This window comes from Pseudomonas sp. FP2335, assembly GCF_030687535.1.
Classification (GTDB): domain Bacteria; phylum Pseudomonadota; class Gammaproteobacteria; order Pseudomonadales; family Pseudomonadaceae; genus Aquipseudomonas.
The window spans coordinates 2,899,918-2,920,916 of record NZ_CP117437.1 but is presented as its reverse complement, the minus strand read 5'-3'; the positions used below and the strand labels follow the sequence as shown (position 1 = coordinate 2,920,916).

Genomic DNA, 20,999 nt, shown 5'->3' with positions numbered 1-20,999 from the left:
CAGGAGACTGGCAGTACCTGGGCGATCTCCAGCCGAACACTCACTCCCCATCAACACCAATCACCTGTGGGAGCGGGCTTGCCCGCGAAAGCGGTGGTTCAGGCAACATCTCCACCAGCAGTGCCGCCGCCTTCGCAGCCTCGCTAAAGCTCGACAGCTCCCACAGGGAACTAGCAGTGCCTGGGCGATCTCCAGCCGAACACTCACTATCCAGCAACACCAATCACCTGTGGGAGCGGGCTTGCCCGCGAAAGCGGTGGATCAGCCAACACCTCCACCAGCAGTGCCGCCGCCTTCGCAGCCTCGCTAAAGCTCGGCAGCTCCCACAGGGAGCTAGCAGTGTCTGGGCGATCTCCAGCCGAACATTCACTATCCATCAACACCCATCACCTGTGGGAGCGGGCTTGCCCGCGAAAGCGGTGGTTCAGGCAACCTCTCTGCCAGCAGTGCCGCCGCCTTCGCAGCCTCGCTAAAGCTCGGCAGCTCCCACAGGGAACTGGCAGTGCCTGGGCGATCTCCAGCCGAGCGCCTACTGCCCAGCAACTCCGATCAACTGTGGAGCGAGCAATCCCGCTCCCACAGAAGCCCGCACATAGAGGGGCGGCCGGTGTTTAACGACCCGTGCGGATGGTGTTCCACACCCGCGTGCGAATCCGGTCGATATTCAGCGGCATCGCCTCCAGCGCAAACAACTTGCCCATCATTTCTCCGCTCGGATAGATCTTGGTGTCGGCCTTGATCTCGGGCGCCACCAGGCCGTCCGCCGCGCTGTTGCCGTTGGCGTAGTGCACCGAGTTGGTGATGTCGGCCATCACCTTGGGCTCCAGCAGGTAGTTCATGAACGCATACCCGGCCTTTTCATCCGGCGCGTCGGCGGGCATGGCCACCATGTCGAACCAGATCGCGGCGCCTTCCTTGGGAATCTGATAGCCGATCTTCACGCCATTCTTGGCTTCCGTGGCGCGGCTTTCCGCTTGCAACACGTCGCCGGAGAAGCCGACGGCCACGCAGATGTCGCCATTGGCCAGGTCGCCGGTGTATTTCGAGGAGTGGAAGTACGCCACATACGGCCGCACTTTCATCAGCAGCGCTTCGGCTTTTTTGTAGTCCTCGGGATTTTTGCTGTGGGGTGGCAGCTTCAGGTAGTTGAGGGCAATCGGCAGCAATTCCGGGCCGTTATCCAGGATTGCCACCCCGCATTTGCTGAGTTTTTCCATGTACTCGGGCTTGAAGATCAAGTCCCAGGAATCCACCGGGGCGTTGTCACCCAGCACTGCCTTGACCTTGTCGATGTTGTAGCCGATGCCCGTACTGCCCCACAGGTACGGGAAACCATGGGCGTTGCCCGGGTCGTTGTTTTCCAGGGCCTTGAGCAGCACCGGGTTGAGGTTTTTCCAGTTGGGCAACTGGCTCTTGTCGAGCTTTTTCAAGGCGCCGCCCTGGATCTGCCGTGCCATGAAGTGGTTGGACGGAAACACCACGTCATACCCCGAGTTGCCGGTCATCAGCTTGCCATCGAGGGTTTCGTTGCTGTCGTACACGTCGTAGCTGAAACCGATACCGGTCTGCTTCTGGAAGTTCTTGGTGGTGTCCGGCGCAATGTAGCTGGACCAGTTGTAGATCTTCACCGTCTCGGCGGCCTGGCTGGCGGAGGCCAGCAACATCAAGGGCAACAGGGCAATGGCTTTCATGGTTCGATTTCCTGGCGGTTTTAGGGCTGTTTTTATGGCAGGCGATCAAGGATCAAAGCGTTACAGAATCAATACGTAGGTCTTGCGCACGGTTTCCTGGATGTCCCAGATGCCGGTGCTGTTGGCCGGCAACATCAGTGCATCACCGGCTTGTATGTGGACGGTTTCACCGGAGTCGGGGGCGAAGGTGCAGCGGCCCTGGATGAAATGGCAAAACTCCTGGGATCTGATCTGCCGGCGCCAGCGACCCGGGGTGCATTCCCAGATACCGGTCTCGACGCCGTCGCTGCGCTCCACGCTCAGGGTCGATGCCACGGCGATCGGTTCGCCGAGGGGCACGGCCACGGGTGACGAGTCCGGCAGGTGGGCGTTCAGCGTGTCTTTGAATTGAGTGATGCTCATGGGTTCTCCCGTGTGAGTGAAACGACTTAGTGCATGAAACCTTCCATGAACTCGGCCACGCCGGTCGCCAACTTTCGGCGCCAAGGGGCGCTGTTGGGGTCTGCCAACACTTGGTCCTCATGGACAAAACTGCGAATGATCGCGTTGTAGCCCAACCAGCGGCACGGTTCGGGCTCCCAGGCCTTGAGCGCGTCCAGGCCACGTTCGCGGATTACCCAGGGTTGCCTGGTCAGCGGCGTGGCCTGGCCGAGGATCAGGTCGGCCAGGGTGCGCCCGCCCAGGTTGCTGGCGCCGACGCCCTCCCCGCCATAACCGCCGGACAGCGCGATGCCGGTCTGGTGGTCGCACAGCATGTGCGGGCGGAAGTTGCGCGCCATGCCCAGGTTGCCACCCCACGAATGGGTAATCCGTACGTGCTTGAGCTGTGGGAAAAGCTCACCGAACAGGTAGCGACGCAGCTCGACTTCACTGTCGGTCAAATCGAAGTCATGCCGCAGTTTGCCGGCGAACTGATAACCGCCACGGGCGCCAAACACCAGGCGATTGTCGGCCGTGCGTTGGCCGTAGGTGACCTGGCGGCTGCTTTCTCCGAACGCCTGGCCGTGGCTCAGGCCGATCTCATCCCAGGTGCTGGCAGGCAGCGGCTCAGTGGCGACGATCAGGCTTTGCACCGGCAATTGGTACCGGCCCAGGGGCGCCAAGGTGTTGGCATAGCCTTCCACAGCCGGCACCACCCAGGCGGCGCGGATGCTCGCCTTGGGCGTGCGCACGTGGCCGGATTGCCAGTGGGTGGCCGGGGTGTTTTCGTAGATCTTCACGCCCATGCTTTCGACCACCCGCGCGAGGCCGCGCACCAGCTTGGCCGGGTTGATCGTCGCGACGTGGGGCGCATAGATACCGCCATAGGGCTTGGCGATGCGGATCTGTTGGGCCAGTTGTTGCGGGGCCAGCCAGCGGTAATCCGCTTCGGTCAGGCCCTGGGCGTAGAGTTTGTCCAGGTAGCGGCGCAGGCTGCCTTCCTGCTCGGGATAACGCGCGGCGCAGTACAGCGCGCCGCCCTTGCGGTAGTCGCAGTCGATGCCTTCACGGCCCAGGACCTGCGCAACTTCATCGGGGATGCCGTGCAACAGGTCGAACGAGGCGCGGCGCTGTTCGGGCGGCACGTCGGCCAGCAGGCGATCTTCGCCGAGCAGGTTGCCCATCAGCCAGCCACCATTACGGCCCGACGCGCCGAAACCGGCGGTTTGTGCCTCGATGATGGCGATGTTCAGCTCGGGGGCCTGGCGCTTCAGGTAATAGGCGGTCCACAACCCGGTGTAACCGGCGCCGATAATGGCCACGTTGACGTCGAGGTCATGCTCCAGGGACGGCCGCGCCACCAACGGGTCGTCCAACTGGCCCATCCATAAACTGATATTGCGCCATGCTGGCATGCCCACTTCCCCTACCTCGTTTCGATAGGGTCGATCCTAGAGCGCGGTGTTACTGAATGTCTTGCGCGCGTGCACGCAGGGAAATTTGTTTGACGTAAGCCTTGGGCGACTGCCCGGTGTGCTGACGGAACGCACTGTAGAACGCCGACAACGAATTGAAACCGGCGGCGAACGCCAGGTCATCGACCTTGATCGGCGGCGTGGCGTGCTCCAGCGCGGCGAGCAAATGTTGCAGCCTGGCCTGGTTCACGTAGCGGTAGAAGCTCTGGCCGAGCACTTGATTAAGCAGGTAGGAAATCTGATTACGGCTGTAGCCGCATTCCTTGGAAACCCGTTGCAGGTCCAATTCGGGGTCCAGATAAGGCTGCTTGCGTTCGAAGTACTGCTGCAAGTCATTGGCCATATGCCCCAATTGCTGCGGTGACAGGCCCAGGCGGCTGACCGTGGGACGCAGGGTCTGGGTCGGCTGTTCGTGCACCAGGGAGGCGTATTCGTTGACCCGCCAGATCAGCCCGTCGCGCACGGTGATCGCTTCGCTGGTGCGAAACGACACCAGGCCCTGGCCGCCGCGCAAGGTGATGCGATATTGGATGAACGCAGTGTTGCCATCAGCGCGGATGCGGTCGGTGTGCTCAATCGCCTCGTCCGCCTCACGGGGCATGCTGGCTTGCAGGTACTCACGCAGCTCGGCGTAACCGACCACACGGTTCTGGAAAAAATCGTGGTACTGGATCTGCGGGTGGTAGTAGGACATCACCCCATCAAGGTCGCGACGCCGCCAACACAGGCTGTGGCGCAGCACGACGTCGCAGGTGGCTTGGGTGTGCTGGCTATCATCGTCTGGGGCGATGTTTGGCATGGAAGGCTCTGCGGCGGGTAAAGCGTGGAGATTGCCGAATTTTGCAGCGTGCGACAATGGCCAGATGGAATACCGGAATAATGGCCTTTTGCCTGCCTTGTTGTAAGACGTGACCCACATCAAAAGGTAGGAAAACAACCGCCAAACGGGGCGAAAAAAGTCACGTTGTGTTTACGAACGGATGCTATTTTTAACTTCTCCGATGCCACGACCACTGACGGTCATGGCCCCTGCCGCGAGCAAAAGGAAGCGCTCAATGAACAAGGTGGGCAATATGAACAAAGTGACATTCCCCAACGCCTGCCAGCTGATGCGCTGGCATTTCCATCCGATGGGCTTCGAGGGCAGCATGGACGCGCCCGGCAGCATGGTCGCCCGCCTGTTTGACCGAGCGAGTGGCGAGACGTTGATTGCCATCGCGGGCATCCCTTGCGCCACGGTGATGAATGCGGCCGACGTGGAGCGGATTATCGAAGCGGTGGAGGATGAGTTGGCGTCGTTTGTGCCGCCGCTGTCTTTACGGGCTTGAATACGCGCTGACAGACAACACCGTTCGAAGGTGGAACAGGCTTGTGTGGAAGCAAGCCCGCTCCCACAGGGGGGGATGTTGCATTCGCCGGCTAACCGCGTTGGTCGTCGAAGAAGGCTTTCTTGCCATCTACCCGCTCTGACGCCTTGGGCACATTCACCGCCTGGCCTTCGGGCTTTTCCACATACCAGTAGCAATGGCTGACGGCGCGGGTAATGCCGACATAGGCCAGGCGCAGCACCTCGTCCTTTTGCGCAGTGTCATACGGCTCGCTGTCACCGTCCTTGCCCAGCCCCGCCATGCGGTACACCTGATTCTTGTAGGGCGAGCTGGTGACATGTTGGCAATCGCCCAGCAGAAATACCGCGTCTGCCTGTAGGCCCTTGGCACTGTGATAGGTCAGCTGCTTAAGCCTGCGCGCCTGGGGAGGCAAGCTAGAATCTAGATTAACTACAGACTGAATATGCTCTTGAATCAGTAACTTATCGCTACTTTTTCGATAAAGCATTAACACTGTTTCGCCGTTTTGATAGTGCATCAACAGCTGCTGCCCCAGTGCGGCTTCGTCGCGCTCCAGCACCTTGACCGGCACCAACGGCTTGGGCGCTCCGCTGGCCTTGGCCTTTTTGCCGGGAATCGCCGGCGCAGCGCGCACGATATGCTCTGCCGCGTCGATGATGTGCTGGTGACTGCGGTAGTTCTCCGCCAGCATCACGCGAGTGGTGGCCGGGGATGGGAATTCCTGGTTGAACTGCATGAAATACTTGGGCGAACTGCCGCGCCAACCATAGATCGACTGCCAGTCATCCCCCACGCACAGCAGCGATGAACGCTGGGCGCCGCGCCCGACGTGCATGGCCGGACCGCGACTGCGGATCTCGCGCAGGCTGGCGCGGATCCACGAGACGATCTGCGGCGAGACGTCCTGAAATTCGTCGATCATCAGGTGGGACAGCGGCCGCAGCAACGGATCGCTGAGCAGCTTGAGGTTTTCCGGGGTGTTTTCGCCAAACAGCGAGAACATGCGGTTGTAGGTCATGATCGGCGGCGACTGGTCGAGCAAGTGGTCTTCCAGGGCCTTCCAGAAAATACTCAGCGCCTCGAAGAAAAAGCGGTCCGGGTCGTCCTTGGCAAAGCTCATCTGGCCCACGGCCGTGGGCACATCCAACCCGAGGTTCTCGATAAAACCGGCCGCCATGACGAAACAGTCCAACAGCGGCGCCGAAGCCAGCTCGCCCTTGACCTTGTAATCAAAGCCCGGCCCCGCGCTGGCATCACCGGCCAGGCTGCTTAACAGTCGTTTTGATGAATCGTAATTATCAAGCCATATCAGTGACTTACGGCAGAAAGCTTGAAACAGGGTGCGCTTTACCGCCCACTCGGCGCGCACCGAAAGTTTCGAATTGGGCCGACTGACCTGGGCGTTTTCCCGCGAATCGAAGCCCAGCACCACCCACGCATCCAGCTCCGCGATGTAGCCATGGCAATGGAATTTCGCGCCATTGATCTCCACGGTCTGCCGGCTCGGCTCAATGCCCTTGATCGGCCAGGCCCCTGCGCGGAACCACAGGTCTTCGATCACATCGCAGAGTTCTTCGTCGCGTTTGGCCGCCAACTCGGTCACTGCCACGCGCTTTTGCACGTCGGGATGCTCGCGCTCCAGCTCCTTGAGCTGCAGCCCATGCCGGGCCAACGGCGCGATCAGCTCGCGGAACCGCGCATGCTGGCCGTGTAAACGGTGATAGCAGGCGTTCATTTGCTGACGCTGGGCGTCGTTGATACGCAGGTCGAACGGGTTGCTGTCAGCCTCTTCAGCACCCGAACTCAGGTTCTCGAAGGCCTGCAGGCGCTCGAAACCCGGCAAGCTGCGCACCATCGGCAGGATGCGCGAATGGAAGGTGCGTACCACCGCCTGGGCCTCTTTGAAGCCAAGGGGTTGGCCCCACAGGTTGAGAATTTCCATGAGCTTGTGGATGAAGTCTCTGCGCGATTCGCGGGTGAAGGTCACCACGGTCATCGAACTGAGTTCAAAGCCCAGGTAATGGGTCAACAGCAGGATACGCAGCACCAGCGAGGTGGATTTACCCGCACCGGCACCCGCGATCACCGACGTCGAAGGTGTGTCGCTGAAGATCATCTTCCACTGCGCGGCACTGGGCTGGGCATGCGCCGGCAGCAGGCGCGCCACGTCAGCCTTGATGCGTTTTTTCAGGTCGGCGGTCAGCGGCAGGCGCCAATCATCGAACAGGTTGTCGTCGACACCCGGTGCACGGTGTTCATCGGGGCGAAAGTCACGGATCAGCAGGACTTGCCGGCCCTCCTCGATGCCGTCGGCCTTGCCCTCGCGGTAGCCATACTCCACGCCTGCCTCGTGCCCACTGCGAAAGCCATCGGCCTGCCCATGCAGCCAGGAAAACCGGTGCTGGGCGCGCAGGCGCGTGAGTCCGTGGCCAAACAGGCGCGCCGCCAGGCGCTTGAACAACGGCATGTCTGCCAGTGGGCGTAGCTCTGGGGGCAAATCAGGGGTGTGTTGCGGCACGCGGACTCCAGCGATGAGGTTGGTTTTGGCGAATGCGCCATGGTCGCCGGAATCGGCGTTCAGTTCCAGCCAATTGCTTTGCTGTCATGCAGTTAGGCGATGAAGTGAAAGTCAAAACCCTGTTTATCAATCTAGTAAGTCGATAGGAATCAGGCACTTTTTACGCTTTTTATCGATCATGTACTGCCGGATCATAGGCGCTATCCACAGGAGACGATCATGCTTGAACTTCGACCTTTCAACACGCTGGGCGGCGCCCACCATGGCTGGCTTGACGCCCATCACCACTTTTCCTTTGCCGAATACCACGACCCTGCGCGTATGCACTGGGGCAACCTGCGGGTGTGGAACGACGACATCATCGCCCCCGGCACCGGCTTCCCGCAGCACCCCCATCGCGACATGGAAATCATCACTTATGTGCGCGAAGGCGCCATCAGCCATGCCGATAACCTGGGCAACAAAGGCCGTACCGAGGCTGGCGATGTGCAAGTGATGAGCGCCGGCACCGGGATCGCCCACAGTGAATACAACCTGGAAGCCACTCCGACCAAGATCTTTCAGATCTGGATTATCCCGAATGAAAGCGGCTTGCCGCCGTCGTGGGGGGCCAAGCCGTTTCCCAAAGGTGACCGCGAAGGCTTTGTGACCCTGGCCAGCGGTAAAACGGGCGACAGCGAAAGCCTGCGTATTCGTGCGGACGCACGGCTGGTCGCGGCGAACTTGAAGGCTGGGGAAAGCGCCGAGTATCGGCTCGACAACGGGCGCCGGGCGTACCTGGTGCCGGCCACCGGAGCCGTAGACGTCAACGGCTTGCGCGCACACGCTCGGGATGGTGTTGCGGTTGAGGATGAGTCGGTGTTGCGGGTGACTGCCATCGAGGATAGCGAGATCGTTCTCGTCGACCTGGCTTGACCGCCTTCGACGTCTGGAGGGGGCTAAATGTGGGAGAGGCCTGCCCCCTCCCACACCGGTTTTGCGGTGTTACTGGGAAATGGCGCCGTCTACGAGGACCTGGGCTTCTTCCACCAACAACTTGAGGTGATCTTCGCCGATAAAGCTCTCGGCGTAGATCTTGTAGATGTCCTCGGTGCCCGATGGCCGTGCGGCAAACCAGCCGTTTTCGGTCATCACTTTCAGGCCACCGATCGCCTGGTTGTTGCCCGGCGCGTGGCTGAGGATTTGCTGGATGCTTTCCCCGGCCAGTTGGGTGGACGTCACCTGCTCCGGCGACAACTTGCCCAGCAATGCCTTCTGCGCCGGGGTGGCCTTGGCGTCGACGCGGATCGCGAACGGCTCACCCAGGGCTTCGGTCAGGCCACGGTAGATCTGGCTTGGGTCCTGGCCTTTGCGCGAGGTCATCTCTGCCGCCAACAGCGCCGGGATCAAGCCGTCCTTGTCGGTGCTCCAGACGCTGCCGTCCTTGCGCAGGAACGACGCCCCGGCGCTTTCTTCACCGCCAAAGCCCAGCGAACCGTCGAACAAACCATCAGCGAACCACTTGAAGCCCACCGGCACCTCGTACAGGCGCCGGCCAATACGTGCGGCGACGCGGTCGATCAAGCCGCTGCTGACCACGGTCTTGCCCACGGCCGCATCGGCGCGCCAGTCGGGACGGTTCTGGAACAGGTAGTCGATGGACACCGCCAGGTAGTTGTTCGGTGCCAGCAGGCCACCGGACGGGGTGACAATGCCGTGGCGATCGTGGTCCGGATCGCAGGCGAACGCCACGTCGAAACGCTCCTTGAGGCCGATCAGGCCTTGCATCGCGTAGCTGGAGGACGGGTCCATGCGGATCTGGCCATCCCAGTCGACGCTCATGAAGCGGAACGTCGAATCGACTTCGGTGTTCACCACATCCAGGTTCAGGCGGTAGTGCTCGGCAATCGCCGACCAGTAGCGCACCCCTGCTCCGCCCAGTGGGTCTACGCCCAGGCGCAGGCCGGCGCTGCGGATAGCGTCCATGTCGATGACGTTGATCAGGTCGGCCACGTAGCTGTTGAGGTAGTCATGGCGATGGGTGGTGTCGGCCTTGAGCGCCTGGGCGTGGCTGATGCGCTTGACCCCGGCGAGCTTGTTGGCCAGCAACTCGTTGGCCTTGGCTTCAATCCACTTGGTGACGTGGGTATCGGCCGGGCCACCGTTCGGCGGGTTGTACTTGTAGCCGCCACTTTGCGGCGGGTTGTGGGACGGCGTGATGACGATGCCGTCCGCCAGACCACTGGTGCGGCCGCGGTTGTAGCAGATGATCGCGTGGGAAATCGCCGGGGTTGGCGTGTATTCATCACCCTCGGCCAGCATCACGTGTACGCCGTTGGCGGCAAGCACTTCCAGCGCACTGGCGCCGGCAGGCGTGGACAGCGCATGGGTGTCCAGGCCAACAAACAGCGGGCCGTTGATACCTTGGGCTTCACGGTACAGGCAAATGGCCTGGCTGATGGCGAGTACGTGCCATTCGTTGAAGCTCAGTTCGAACGAGCTGCCCCGGTGCCCGGAGGTGCCGAAGGCGACGCGTTGGGTGGAGATCGCTGCATCAGGCTGGCCCGTGTAATAGGCCGTGACCAGTCGCGGGATATCCACCAGCAACTGGGCTGGCGCCGGCTTGCCCGCAAAAGGACTGATTGTCATGCATAAACCTCGGAAAGAAGGATTCGGAAAAAATGACAGTTTACTGAGAGTTGGACTACGACGCGATGGTATCGATCCCACAGCAGAAGGAGAATTTTCTAACACTCCCTAACTCAGCCAATCTGCGCCTGCTGGAATGCCAGTGCCAATGCATCCAAGGCCACGTCCAGGTTCGGATGCCCATTGAATACATGGCTCAGGCGCACATGCTGGTGGTGCAGGCCAGCCAGGCTGAACAGCTCGCCCGGGGCAATCACTACTTGCTGGGCAACCATGCGCTGGAACACCTGGCGCATGTCTACCGTGGCCACCGACTGCAGCCATAGACTGGCGCCCGCGCGTGGCGGCTGGTAGGTCACCCGCCCCTCCAGGCGCGCGTCCACACGTTGGCTCATGGCCTCGGCTTGCTCCTGCAGGCGCTGGCGCAGGGTCTGCAAGTGCTGGTCAAACCGCCCGCTCTGGTACAGGCGGGCGATGGCACGCTGTCGGATCGACGACAAACGAAAGGCGCGCAGCAGGAACTGACGCTGCAATTCGCTGCTCAAGTGCCGCGACAGCAGATAGCCGAACGGCGCTTCCGCCCCCAGGGTTTTGTCGAACGACGAAAAGACGATCAGCCGCTCCGGGTTGACCAGATTACGCAGCGCCGGCTGGCCAGCGGCAAACGCCAAGTCGCCGTAGCTGTCGTTTTCCAGTAGCCAGCAGCCGTGCTGCTCGAGCAGATGCGCCACGTGCAGCCGCTCTTGCACCGACATGGCCACGCCCGACGGCAGGCTGACCACGGATGACAGCAGTACCAGCTGCACCGGCTCATGGCGCAACAAGTGCTCGAAGCTCATCAGGTCGAGGCTGCCATCGGCCTTCCAGGGCAACTCGATCACCCGCACACCGGCGGCCTGCAGCAAACGCAGAATCAACCAGTCGCAGGGCGATTCGACAATCAACGTAGTCCCTTTGAGGCCCAGCACATCGATCAGGATTTCCAGCACGCCACGCAGGTCGGCGCCGATGTACACCTCGTCGGCTTGCCAGCAGCGCGTGGGCGATGAGGTGTAGCGCGCCGCCAGTACCGCCCGCAACTCCCACACGCCGCAGGGTTGCGACCAGGGTTGCAGGTGGCGCGGATAACGGCGTATCAACTGGCGCTCGAGCGTCAGCAAGGTGCCATCCAGTGCGCCCAGCAACGCAGGCTCGTCGCCACTGAGTACGGCCATGCGCGGGCGTCGTGCCGCGGCATAGAGCCTTTCCAGCAGGTCGCCACCGGGAGCCATCAACGGGTTGCTGGTCACTGGCCAGGCGAAGTAACCGGACTTGGCCACCGAGTAGACCCGCCCTTCCTTTTCCAGCAGCGAATAGGCGTACTGAATCGTCGAGATCGACACGTTCAAGCGCGTCGACAACTGCCGCAGTGACGGTAGTTTGACCGGGGTCTCCAGGCCGACTTCATTGATCAGGCTGATCATGTAGCGGTACACCGCCTGATAGGCAAATTCCGCTTGCCGCTCACCCCGCAGGTTCATGACCATCCACCAGGGCAACTGCACCCACCCATGCCGCTAGCGCCCGGACATTTGAAAGGCGCAGCCTGGTGTGGCGACAGCCGAGCCCGAGGCCTCGCGGCCGCGCGCAAGCACGCTACGTTCCACCTCTCCGGGCCGCCGGCGGTACAACGCCTGGAGTAACGGCAGCGGCAGCCCGCTGGTGTCGACAGCCCACTGTTGCAGCACGTCGGAGGACACCTTGCCTTGCAGCACCTTATGCAGTTCCGGGAGCGCAACCAGCATCCCGGGGTGGCATTGGCGCAGGTAACCCTCAAGGCGCTGGCCGTGGTGGATGAAGGGCGAGTAGAGCAAGCAGGTCAACTGGCTCTCATCCAGGCCAAAAACCGCCTGCGCATGAACGGTCGACAACGCACGGCCATCCGGGCTGCTGGCCTCTGCGATCAGGTATTCGGGAATCTGCCGGCGACTCATGTAGCCGTACGCCTGGCGAATAAAGCTTTCGACGCCATCCTCGTAGGACAGCTCGCGCAGACACTGGGCCTGCAAGCCGTACAGATGGGCCATCAGCAGCGGGTTCGGATACACCGGATGGCTGAAGTGGAAGCCGAACGGGTCTGGCTTATAGGCCAGGAACTCCGTGAGCAACGGCGCGGAGCCGGGGTCTACGTCGGTCAGTAGGTCGGCAATCCCAATGTAGGCCAAGTGACGATGCCCGCCACGACCAGGGCTTTCGCCCGGCACGTATTGATCGCCGTAGAGGTCGCGGTAACAGCCGACGCTCCACTCCTCCATGCGTGCAAACAGCCCACTGAGCGACATCGGTTTACCTCGCGAAATCCCCACTCCGGCTATCAGTGCGTGCTTTTTCAGCCAGGCCAGGTACTGGCTCTGCTTGCGCGCCGAATCGCCACTGACCACGGCATGCACGCCACCGTTCCAGGTTGTGACCCGCTGAAAGAAATCGCCCAGGGACAGGAAGGTGTCATTGCACAACGTGGCGCGCAGATCACCGGACGTCAGGTGCCCCACCATCAGCGTCGTGCGCTGGCTGGTTTCGCGACCACTGCTCGACGCAGGGCGCTGGTGGTTGAAGGGGTACACCTCCTGGTTTTCCACCATCAATAATTCGACGCGGGGGTCGTCATGGAAAAACAGCGCGCTATACCCTTGGTGCAGCGTGTCGAGGGTGGCCTGGGTCATCCCTGCGTGTCGCAAGGTCGCCACGCGCAACTGGAAAGTCTTGGGTGCGCGCCCGGCGATGGACAGTTGCGCCGCCCTTAGCAACGCCAGCGTGTAGCTGCTGACTTCGCCGCCGCCATGGGCTATCAGCACTTTGTAATCACCCACCTGCTCCATGCCACCGGCCGCGACGACTATGCGTTGAATCAGTAATTGAAGTGCGGTGCGTTCGGCGCGTGTGAAGTGCCCGATCAAACGTTGTAGAACTTGTTGATAAACATAGTTCATGGCCTGCTCGTGAATTGCGCTCATAATTCTACTACCCGAGTTGAAATATCAGTTTCAGGCAACTATCAAGATTAGTTGCCCGACCCATTACACCTATAGGCTGGATGTGTATCGCTCTGTACTACGCTGGATCAACGTTAGCACCTCGCAACAAAAGCACTGTGTGCACTTATTCGCCTGCCGGGTGCCCAACCCCTTCACAGGCGGCAGAACCACAGGGGCTAGAGCGGTGCCGCCGTACAACCTAGGAATATTCCGACAACTTCCTACGCTGCTTTATCCAGAAAGTCAGAGAAGCGTCCGACAAGTAACAATCAAGCAAAACCGTGAATTCAGCGGCTATTGATCAGTACTTTCTGACGCTTGCGCTTTTCGTTTGCGCGAACATATAAACAACCTCTTAGTGCTAGAGGCATGGGACGGTAATGTCAGACATTCAATCATTGCTCAATCCTTGAGATGACAGTGAAGGCACAATTATCGGCAGTCGAATACTGATTAACAGATACAGAAAAGTGCCGAAAACCAGTTCAGATGAACAACCGGCGAAACTTTGTTTGCGCCCACACGACAACGCCGCACTGAAATTCAGCGCGGCGTCAGGGGCAAAGGTATTAAATGCTGGGTCGGCGTGCTTGAGCGGACTTAACCGTGCCGCGGGTTAAGCCCTGTCAAATGGCGCATTCGCCCCATCCGTTCGGATGCATTGGACACGCATTTGCGAATACTCCTACAGATCAAACAGCTTCAACCTGCAATGCGACGCGCTCGCGGCACGGACATTCGTCCATATAGCGGTGTGCTTCGACAAACTGGCTGAACGCAAACACCGTGGTTTTCAGCGGTACCAGCACGCGATCGGCGGTCAGTTGGTTGATGTCGCGTAATGCACGCTGCAATGCCACTTGGTCCTGGATGATGCCCAGTTCCGGCTTGCCGGTGAAATTGCCGATGCAGTGCACAAAAAACTGAATGTTTTTCTGGAACGCTGCACATGCGGGGAATGGCGTCTGGTTGCCACCCTGCAAACCATACAGCACCAGGCTGCCACGCGGCGCCAACACATCGCCGAGCAACGACATCTGCGGGCCACCCAAGCCATCAAACACCACATCGACGCCGCGGTTGTCGGTGAACTTGTTGATCTGCATGAGCAAGTCCTGCTCTTCAGTGACGATGACCTTTTCCGCCCCCAGGGACAGCAAGTATTCACGCTCGGCGCTGTCCTTGGTGGCCGCAATCACCCGTACCCCCAAGGCCTTGCCCAGTTGCACGAACGATGGGCCGGCGCAGTGACTCGCGTCGGTCACCAAGGCAAACTGGCCGGGCTTGACCCGCGCCAGGTCCACATATGCAAAGTAGGCAATCAACAGCGGCGTGTAATGCACGCTGGCTTGAATGGGGCTCAACACATCCGGATAGCGGGTCAGGGCAGAACGGGGCAGGACGATCACTTCGCCATACACCGGATAATCATTGGGGCTCTCGGCCGGAAAACTGGCGACTTTATCGCCCACAGCCAAATCATCCACGCCTTCACCCAGGGCCACGACCACCCCGGCCATCTCATGACCAAGGCCGGACGGCAGGCGCGCATGGGAAGACGCCAGGTTCTGGCGCCACAGAATGTCGTACCAACTGATGCCGATCGCTTCGACACGCACCTGCACTTCGCCCGGTGCGGGCTGCGCGGCTACATGCTCTTCGCACTTGAGCACCTCGGCCGGACCAAACTTGTGAAAACGGATCGTGCGGGACATCGCAAACCTCGTCAAAGTAACCTCTAATGCCATGAACTCTATCTGGGCTTTCCCGGTAAGACCACAGGTCACCATTAATAGTCGACATGCCTGTCATTGATTCCGCTCCCGAGGAAAAGACCCCGGCTAACGTAGGAAAACTCAATTAGCCGGTGCAGAGTACCAGCCTTTCCCCGTAAGATTCATGCCGGTCATGCTTCTTAATCGAATCCAGGGGGTTCTTTTATGGCCGCTCTCGTCAAGCTCGCTGACTCTTCCAGGACACAAGATGAACCGTAACGACCTGCGTCGTGTCGACCTTAACCTCTTGATCGTATTCGAAACCTTGATGCACGAGCGCAGTGTGACCCGCGCGGCCGAGAAACTGTTCCTCGGCCAGCCCGCCATCAGCGCGGCCTTGTCACGCCTGCGCGGTTTGTTCGATGACCCACTGTTCGTGCGTACCGGCCGCAGCATGGAACCGTCCGCACGCGCCGTGGAAATCTTCGCCCTGCTCTCCCCGGCCCTGGACTCGATCTCCACCGCCGTCAGCCGTGCCGCCGAGTTCGACCCGGCGACCAGCACCGCGGTATTTCGCATTGGCCTGTCCGATGACGTCGAATTCGCCCTGCTCCCGCAACTGCTCAAACGCCTGCGCGCCGAAGCCCCCGGCATCGTGCTGGTGGTGCGCCGCGTCAACTACATCCTGATGCCCAGCTTGCTGGCCTCCGGCGAAATCTCCATCGGCGTCAGCTACACCGCCGACCTGCCGGCCAACGCCAAACGCAAAGTCCTGCGCCGCAGCCTGCCCAAACTGCTACGCGCCGACAGCGTCCCCGGCGCCCTGAGCCTCGACGACTTCTGCGCCCGCCCCCACGCCCTGGTGTCATTTGCGGGAGACTTGAGCGGATTTATCGACGAAGAACTGGAAAAACTCGACCGCAAACGCCACGTAGTGCTGGCCGTTCCGCAGTTCAACGGCCTGGGCACCTTGCTGGCGGGCACCGATATTGTCGCCATCGTGCCGGACTATGCCGCCGAAGCACTGACCGCCGCCGGCGGCCTTCGCGCCGAGGAGCCGCCGTTGCCGGTGCGCTCGTTTGAACTGCATATGGCGTGGCGTGGGTCGCAGGATAATGATCCCGGGGAGCGGTGGTTGCGGTCGCGGATTCAGATGTTTTTTGGCGACCCTGAGAGTCTTTAGGGGCTCTGCGCATGCTTTTTAGCTGATCATTTCTGCCGTTTTCTAGCCTCGAAGAGCCATTAACTTCCAGCTAATTGCTACATTTGGGGCATATTTGAGGGCATACTTGGGATGGTTTGAAAAGGATGCCCCCAACCGAAGATGCTGAGCGCTTTCGGTAATCTGCCGACCACGCTATTCCTCTTGGGTGCCAAAACTGTCTTCGCGGTGCTTTTTTTTCGCTTTCCAGAGTGCTCCCGAGAGTAATACCGCCGCTTAGGCTCACCACCTTCGAAAACCAAGCTGCTCCAACAGACGTGGCGCGGAGGATTATCGGCGCTGACCAACGGCCAGAGGTTACCGAGCCATGAAACGCAAGCCGAAGCCCAGCCTCCCGCGGCTATTCGACAAACCCAAGTACCGGGAGCGGGATGTCATCGAGAGTCTATTTGGCTGGCTGAAAGAGCACCGTCGGCTGGCCACGCGTTACTGCAAGCTCGCAACAAGTAATCTCGCCATGGTCACATTGGCCTGCTGCCGGCGATGTTTAGGCGATGTTTACGACATCTCTCTTCGTACAGTGCCTAGAACAAAGCTACAACAGTATCGATGCCGCTCGTTCGCTTGGACTGATTGAGTCAACTTTGCGCTGGGTGGTCACCCAGCTCAAGGGCGTCACGTTCCGGTACCAGCGCCGCCCTACCCCGTCAGCGTGGAAGCGACAGCTGATTAGACAAAGAAGCCCCCTCCCTTCAAGACCTCATCGAACGCTTCCTGCGTGCTGTTCCGCTGAAGTATCTGAACTTGCCAGAGATAGAATGACCGAACCACTTGGCCTTCAGAGGTAGGCACTTCGCGGTAGGCCGTTCCGCGCGTCACTAAGGCTGCACCACAGGCCCCACTCAGCTGCGTCGGCCGCACCGGCCCCCAGCCCGAGTTCCAATGGGAATAATCCGCCACCACTTGTTCACCCTCTATGACCTCATAGCATACCGCCTTCTTGGCGCACCTCGATTTGAGCAGTCTGCACGAGAGTAGGCACAAATAATCTAGATGGATAGAGGTTCAGCTGCAGGTATCCGTTACCCATAACATCATCGCGGATCAGCTCATCTCGCGAAGCACCATAAAGCAGGTCTCTAATATTCAATGCGTCCAGTGTCCCTTCTGCATGGTCACCGCACACTCGATCGGCGATCAGCCCCATAGTAGCCTGGAGCACCTGGGGCGCTGCTGGTGCCAAGTCCCCTGATGCCGCAGCAGTTGGCCGATCTCACTCGCCGGCTACGTCGGCAGCCACTGCAGCATATCCTTCAGGCAGTCATATGGATCATGGCCCTTTTCTACGCACGCTAGATCAGACTCATGATTGCTGTTGCCCGTTTGCCCTGCGTAGTGTGCCAGCGAACAGCCAGTTCGTGCAGCGTCCACGACCGTTTCTGGTTCTCGACCTTCCCTTCAGATTGGGTCCCGGATTATGCTTGATGGCAGCCCTTAGCCATCAGAATGGTTCATGACCTAAGGATCAGTTGCAGACATGGAAGAGGATAGTGAAGTGCTATCTAAGGAACGCGCGTGGGCGCTGATTCATGGGACAGTCACAATCATGAATCTTGATCAAAATCCTGTCAGCGCAAGCACCCGAGGTGCATTGCTCACGAAAAAGGGAATTCTACGTGCCACTTGATCAATGGATATCGGACTTTCTGTCCGGGCGTGGGCTGAAAGAGCCAGATGGACGCCCCCTTTTCGCTTACAAAACTTCTTTTGAAGAGTTTGAGGTACTCCGCCAACTCCTGCAGAAGCTTCCCGCAGGGCAAAACATCAATCCTTGCTACCCTCAAGCATGGCTGCTGTTCGCCGCCGAGTGGTGGAAGCGGGAGTATCCCGGTGGCGCATGGCGCTGGGGGCCGCTGTGCGAGGCCGCCGGCCAGCGGGGAATGACCCACGATAAGACTCGCAAGCTGGTCATTGATGGGCGCTGCTTATGGCGTCTGCAGACCGACATAAAGGATGAAGGCAAGCGTTTCATTGGCCTGGTCGCGGTGAATGGCGGTTTGCCCATGCGCCTGGTCGAATCGGCGCAGGGCGCACTTTCCGGCCTGCTGCGCATGGTCACCGAGCAGGCGCTGGGATACGGCCTGCACGATGAACAACTGCGTCAGGCGATCGAGGCCCAGGCAGCGCTTTTACCCGCCTGCTACCAGCAGGCGCCGGTTTATGAGTTGCTGGACAATCTGGTCAAGGCGGTTCTGCATATCCGCAGGACCTATGCCCTGCAAGGTGCCGAAGATCCGATTGCAAAGCTGCAGGAGAAATGCCCTCAGTGGGAAGAGCTCTTTCCCATCGCGCTCGACAGTCAGGCCGCAGCCAGCCTCATCAAGGGTCTGGTCCGGGGCATCGTCAGCATCACGCCCAATTCCAGACGTCCCCCTTTCCAGATTCAGCGTGGCCTGCGCTTCAGCTCCGACGACTCCAAACCCGTCTACGAGCTGACCTTTGCAATGCAGGCACAAGCCAAACGAGATCAGGTTGCCGCATCACTGGGGTTGGCTACTGATCGACTGCCACCACACTTCCAGATGCTGCTCCGCATCGGCGAGCGGGAATACCTGGTCGGCGAAGCCCTGCTCAGAGATGAGGAGTATCAGCTGATAGCCAGGCAGCTGCCGGCCATTCACAACCTACATGAGGCCGCGCAATTGATCGTCAGCCGCTGGGGCGCGACCCTGCACATCGCCGACCTGCCTGGAGGCGAAGCGCTGAGCCCAGACGAGCCGTTGATATTCGAGAATGCCTATCCCTTTGCTCGATTGCTCGCTCAAGGCGATGCGCTGGTCAAGGGAGAATCGGCGCTGGCGGTCATGCCGGCAAAAACCATAGTGTTTACAGAGGATGGCGAGGTTCGCGAGCTTCACGATTGCCTTTCCGATGGGCAAATGCTGATGGAGCTTCCGGCCGGCACAACCCGGCTCACTTACCGCAAACAACCTTTCATTGTCACCATAAGCGCCAGCGCTCCCCACCACCCCGAAGCCTACTGGCAAGGCAACAGATTGGAGGCACTCTCCATACCGGGCCTGCTGTACCACGGCACACCGCGCCTTCGAGTAGAACAAGGTGCAGGCTTATCCAATTTCGCACCTGCCCATGAGCTGTTTGTTCGCACGCAAGGCAAGGAGTTACCGCTCGCCCAGGCCCAGTCACCTGGGCTATGTCGGCTGATTTGGCGCAGGAATGGCCAGCGCCTGCTAAACACCCGTGCCGTGCTCCTCCCAGAGGGCGCGTCCATCACCTATGTACCAGGTGCCTGCGCCCTTCAAGGAAGTATTCGTCTCACCAAGTGGCCTGACGTGCCCGTACGCTGCGAGAACGTAGAGATTGAGCTGAAAAGCCGCCATGATGGGAAAGACCTGGTTCTCATACTAAAGAGTTCGAGCGCCCGGCCCAAAACCTCGGTGCCGCTTTGCCTGCAATGGCCCGATGGCGAGCAAAGGATCACGCTGCCATTCCCTGGCAATGGGATCACTCTGCTGCGCAACAGTACCCCTCTCAAGCCGAATCAGGCCTTGACCATTGAGGAGTTGATTGGTTGTCGCGCTGTACTGATGTCGGCACAGGGCGCTGAACATTGGCAGGTTCGCCTAACGTCCAGTGGAATCGACGCCCGCTCCACTCTGTCCCAGGAAATTCGCTACACCGGGATTCGCGAAATTCGCCTGTTCGAGCTGATCCCGGCGATCCAGCAGATGCTTTCCTGTCACCCAGGACTCGATCATGCTGTCCAGTTGGAGCTTATGCATGCTCACCAGACACGTGCTCGCCTGCAAGTAGGACGCTATTCGACACGCATCCGCCTACACAGCCAAAGAGAGATGGCGTCCCTGAGCGATGGTGGTCGCGATCTTCTGCTTGAACAGACCCAGGCCGAAGGCCTGATGCTGGGTTTGCCACTGGCGAAGCCAGACCATGAGCCGGTCAGACTGCCACTACATTTCTCCGAGCAAGTGTTCACCGGCAGCTGGCTAGTTAGACTGCCGACAGATGTAGTAGGCCCCTGGCTGCTGTACACCCCCGACGACTCACTGTTGCACAGTCGCCCGACCGTTGTCCCTCCGACCACAAGCGACCTTTCGAAGGCATTTACCCCGCTGACCCAGGCGCTCTGCGAGGCGGATGGTAAAGAGCGCATACTCCTTCTCAGATCGGCCCTACACTCGATGACCGCTGATCCGCAGGCCGCGGATTGGCAAAGGTTGGAGCTACTGTTGGACCGACTGCACCACCTGCCGCTGGCCAGCTTGGATATTTGCCAGGCACTGATACGTGAGCCGCAGGCTCTTGCCATGGCAACACTGCTGCTGGACGGCTTCTCCACCCGCATGGCTGAACGCCTACCCTCCGAGTTGCCCTTCGAGTGGTTGCTTATCGCACCAAACCACTGGTTCGACACCTTCGCGAAAATTCGCAAGCAGTTTGCCGCCAGCGATGCCCGCCTGTTGTCGGTCATTCGCAACGACATCCAGAGCAAGAGCCAGTACCTGTCCCGCTGGCAACCCGCACTGCGCTTCATTTTCGAGCAGGGCTTTCACCGCTACTTCGATCTCGAAAGTCTGGATGTTGGGTTCTTCCTGAGAAATCCCTCAATGCTCGCGGGAATTTGGTTAGATCGACTTTTTGACGATGGAGAGAAATCTGCCATGCAGCAGATGTTCCACCGTAACCCTGCTGAAACCCATCAATATCCTGGCGCAGGGAATACAGATATCGGGGCATTCTTGAAGACTACTCACGGCCAAATACTACTCCGCCGCAGCAAGCTTCCTGCCAACGACTTCAAGTTAGCCGTAGTGATGCTGCCTTTCATGGCTGCCTTCGATACCCATGCCGGTCATGGCCAACAATGGCAAGCCGACCCGACGCGCCTGTTCAGCCTCAGAAACGCTCGCCAGTTCGATACGGTCTGGTTTGATTTGGCCTATCAGCTAGGCCTAGTCATGGCACAAGTCGACTCGATCCAGAAGTGA

General features: G+C 60.0%; 14 protein-coding genes and 1 pseudogene. 5 read left to right on the top strand and 10 right to left on the bottom strand.

The features are described from left to right. Positions 1-611: 611 nt before the first annotated feature. From PSH81_RS12890 to PSH81_RS12875, 4 genes are read right to left on the bottom strand one after another with little or no spacing between them, the layout of a single operon-like run. The gene (locus PSH81_RS12890) at positions 612-1,691 is read right to left on the bottom strand and encodes a polyamine ABC transporter substrate-binding protein (RefSeq protein ID WP_305392700.1); all 1,080 of its coding nucleotides are present in this window, start codon (positions 1,689-1,691) and stop codon (positions 612-614) included. Between the two features lie 60 nt (positions 1,692-1,751). Further along, positions 1,752-2,093, bottom strand: a complete 342-nt coding sequence (locus PSH81_RS12885; RefSeq protein ID WP_305392699.1) for a cupin domain-containing protein — start codon at positions 2,091-2,093, stop codon at positions 1,752-1,754. A 26-nt stretch (positions 2,094-2,119) separates the two neighbouring features. Beyond that, on the bottom strand, positions 2,120-3,526 hold the full coding sequence (locus PSH81_RS12880) for an FAD-binding oxidoreductase (protein ID WP_305392698.1): 1,407 nt from the start codon (positions 3,524-3,526) through the stop codon (positions 2,120-2,122). A gap of 49 nt (positions 3,527-3,575) precedes the next feature. Continuing rightward, positions 3,576-4,385: an AraC family transcriptional regulator gene (locus PSH81_RS12875; RefSeq protein ID WP_192300950.1), complete on the bottom strand. Its 810-nt coding sequence runs from the start codon at positions 4,383-4,385 to the stop codon at positions 3,576-3,578. Between the two features lie 256 nt (positions 4,386-4,641). On the opposite strand from PSH81_RS12875, the gene PSH81_RS12870 reads away from it, so the two are divergent. Then, entirely contained in the window at positions 4,642-4,914 is a 273-nt protein-coding gene (locus PSH81_RS12870) for a DUF1652 domain-containing protein (RefSeq protein WP_003174017.1), read from the top strand. Between the two features lie 91 nt (positions 4,915-5,005). Here PSH81_RS12870 and PSH81_RS12865 read toward each other — a convergent pair whose 3' ends face one another. After that, the gene (locus tag PSH81_RS12865; RefSeq protein WP_305392697.1) at positions 5,006-7,453 is read right to left on the bottom strand and encodes a UvrD-helicase domain-containing protein; all 2,448 of its coding nucleotides are present in this window, start codon (positions 7,451-7,453) and stop codon (positions 5,006-5,008) included. Positions 7,454-7,672: 219 nt separating this feature from the next. On the opposite strand from PSH81_RS12865, the gene PSH81_RS12860 reads away from it, so the two are divergent. Further along, entirely contained in the window at positions 7,673-8,368 is a 696-nt protein-coding gene (locus PSH81_RS12860) for a pirin family protein (protein ID WP_226457080.1), read from the top strand. A 69-nt stretch (positions 8,369-8,437) separates the two neighbouring features. Here the strand turns inward: PSH81_RS12860 and pgm are convergent, their stop codons facing one another. The 4 genes from pgm to PSH81_RS12840 form a co-directional block, all read right to left on the bottom strand. Then, positions 8,438-10,081: a phosphoglucomutase (alpha-D-glucose-1,6-bisphosphate-dependent) gene (gene pgm / locus PSH81_RS12855; protein ID WP_305392696.1), complete on the bottom strand. Its 1,644-nt coding sequence runs from the start codon at positions 10,079-10,081 to the stop codon at positions 8,438-8,440. Between the two features lie 113 nt (positions 10,082-10,194). Continuing rightward, the gene (locus PSH81_RS12850; RefSeq protein WP_305392695.1) at positions 10,195-11,601 is read right to left on the bottom strand and encodes a PLP-dependent aminotransferase family protein; all 1,407 of its coding nucleotides are present in this window, start codon (positions 11,599-11,601) and stop codon (positions 10,195-10,197) included. 36 nt (positions 11,602-11,637) lie between these two features. Next, on the bottom strand, positions 11,638-13,074 hold the full coding sequence (locus tag PSH81_RS12845; protein ID WP_305392694.1) for a hypothetical protein: 1,437 nt from the start codon (positions 13,072-13,074) through the stop codon (positions 11,638-11,640). A gap of 713 nt (positions 13,075-13,787) precedes the next feature. Further along, positions 13,788-14,810 (bottom strand): zinc-dependent alcohol dehydrogenase family protein, encoded by a 1,023-nt coding sequence (locus PSH81_RS12840; RefSeq protein WP_192300956.1) that lies wholly within the window; start codon positions 14,808-14,810, stop codon positions 13,788-13,790. Positions 14,811-15,078: 268 nt separating this feature from the next. Between PSH81_RS12840 and PSH81_RS12835 the strand changes: the two genes are divergently transcribed. Together PSH81_RS12835 and PSH81_RS12830 are read left to right on the top strand one after the other, a co-directional pair. Further along, positions 15,079-15,993 carry a LysR substrate-binding domain-containing protein gene (locus PSH81_RS12835; protein ID WP_225595727.1) on the top strand — a complete coding sequence of 305 codons (915 nt, stop codon included), beginning with the start codon at positions 15,079-15,081 and terminating at the stop codon, positions 15,991-15,993. Positions 15,994-16,333: 340 nt separating this feature from the next. After that, a pseudogene (locus tag PSH81_RS12830) lies at positions 16,334-16,522 on the top strand (transposase); the annotation flags it as partial. Positions 16,523-16,954: 432 nt separating this feature from the next. On the opposite strand, the gene PSH81_RS12825 reads toward PSH81_RS12830, so the two are convergent. Beyond that, entirely contained in the window at positions 16,955-17,179 is a 225-nt protein-coding gene (locus PSH81_RS12825) for a hypothetical protein (RefSeq protein WP_305392693.1), read from the bottom strand. A gap of 469 nt (positions 17,180-17,648) precedes the next feature. On the opposite strand from PSH81_RS12825, the gene PSH81_RS12820 reads away from it, so the two are divergent. Then, positions 17,649-20,999 carry an STY4851/ECs_5259 family protein gene (locus PSH81_RS12820; protein WP_305392692.1) on the top strand — a complete coding sequence of 1,117 codons (3,351 nt, stop codon included), beginning with the start codon at positions 17,649-17,651 and terminating at the stop codon, positions 20,997-20,999.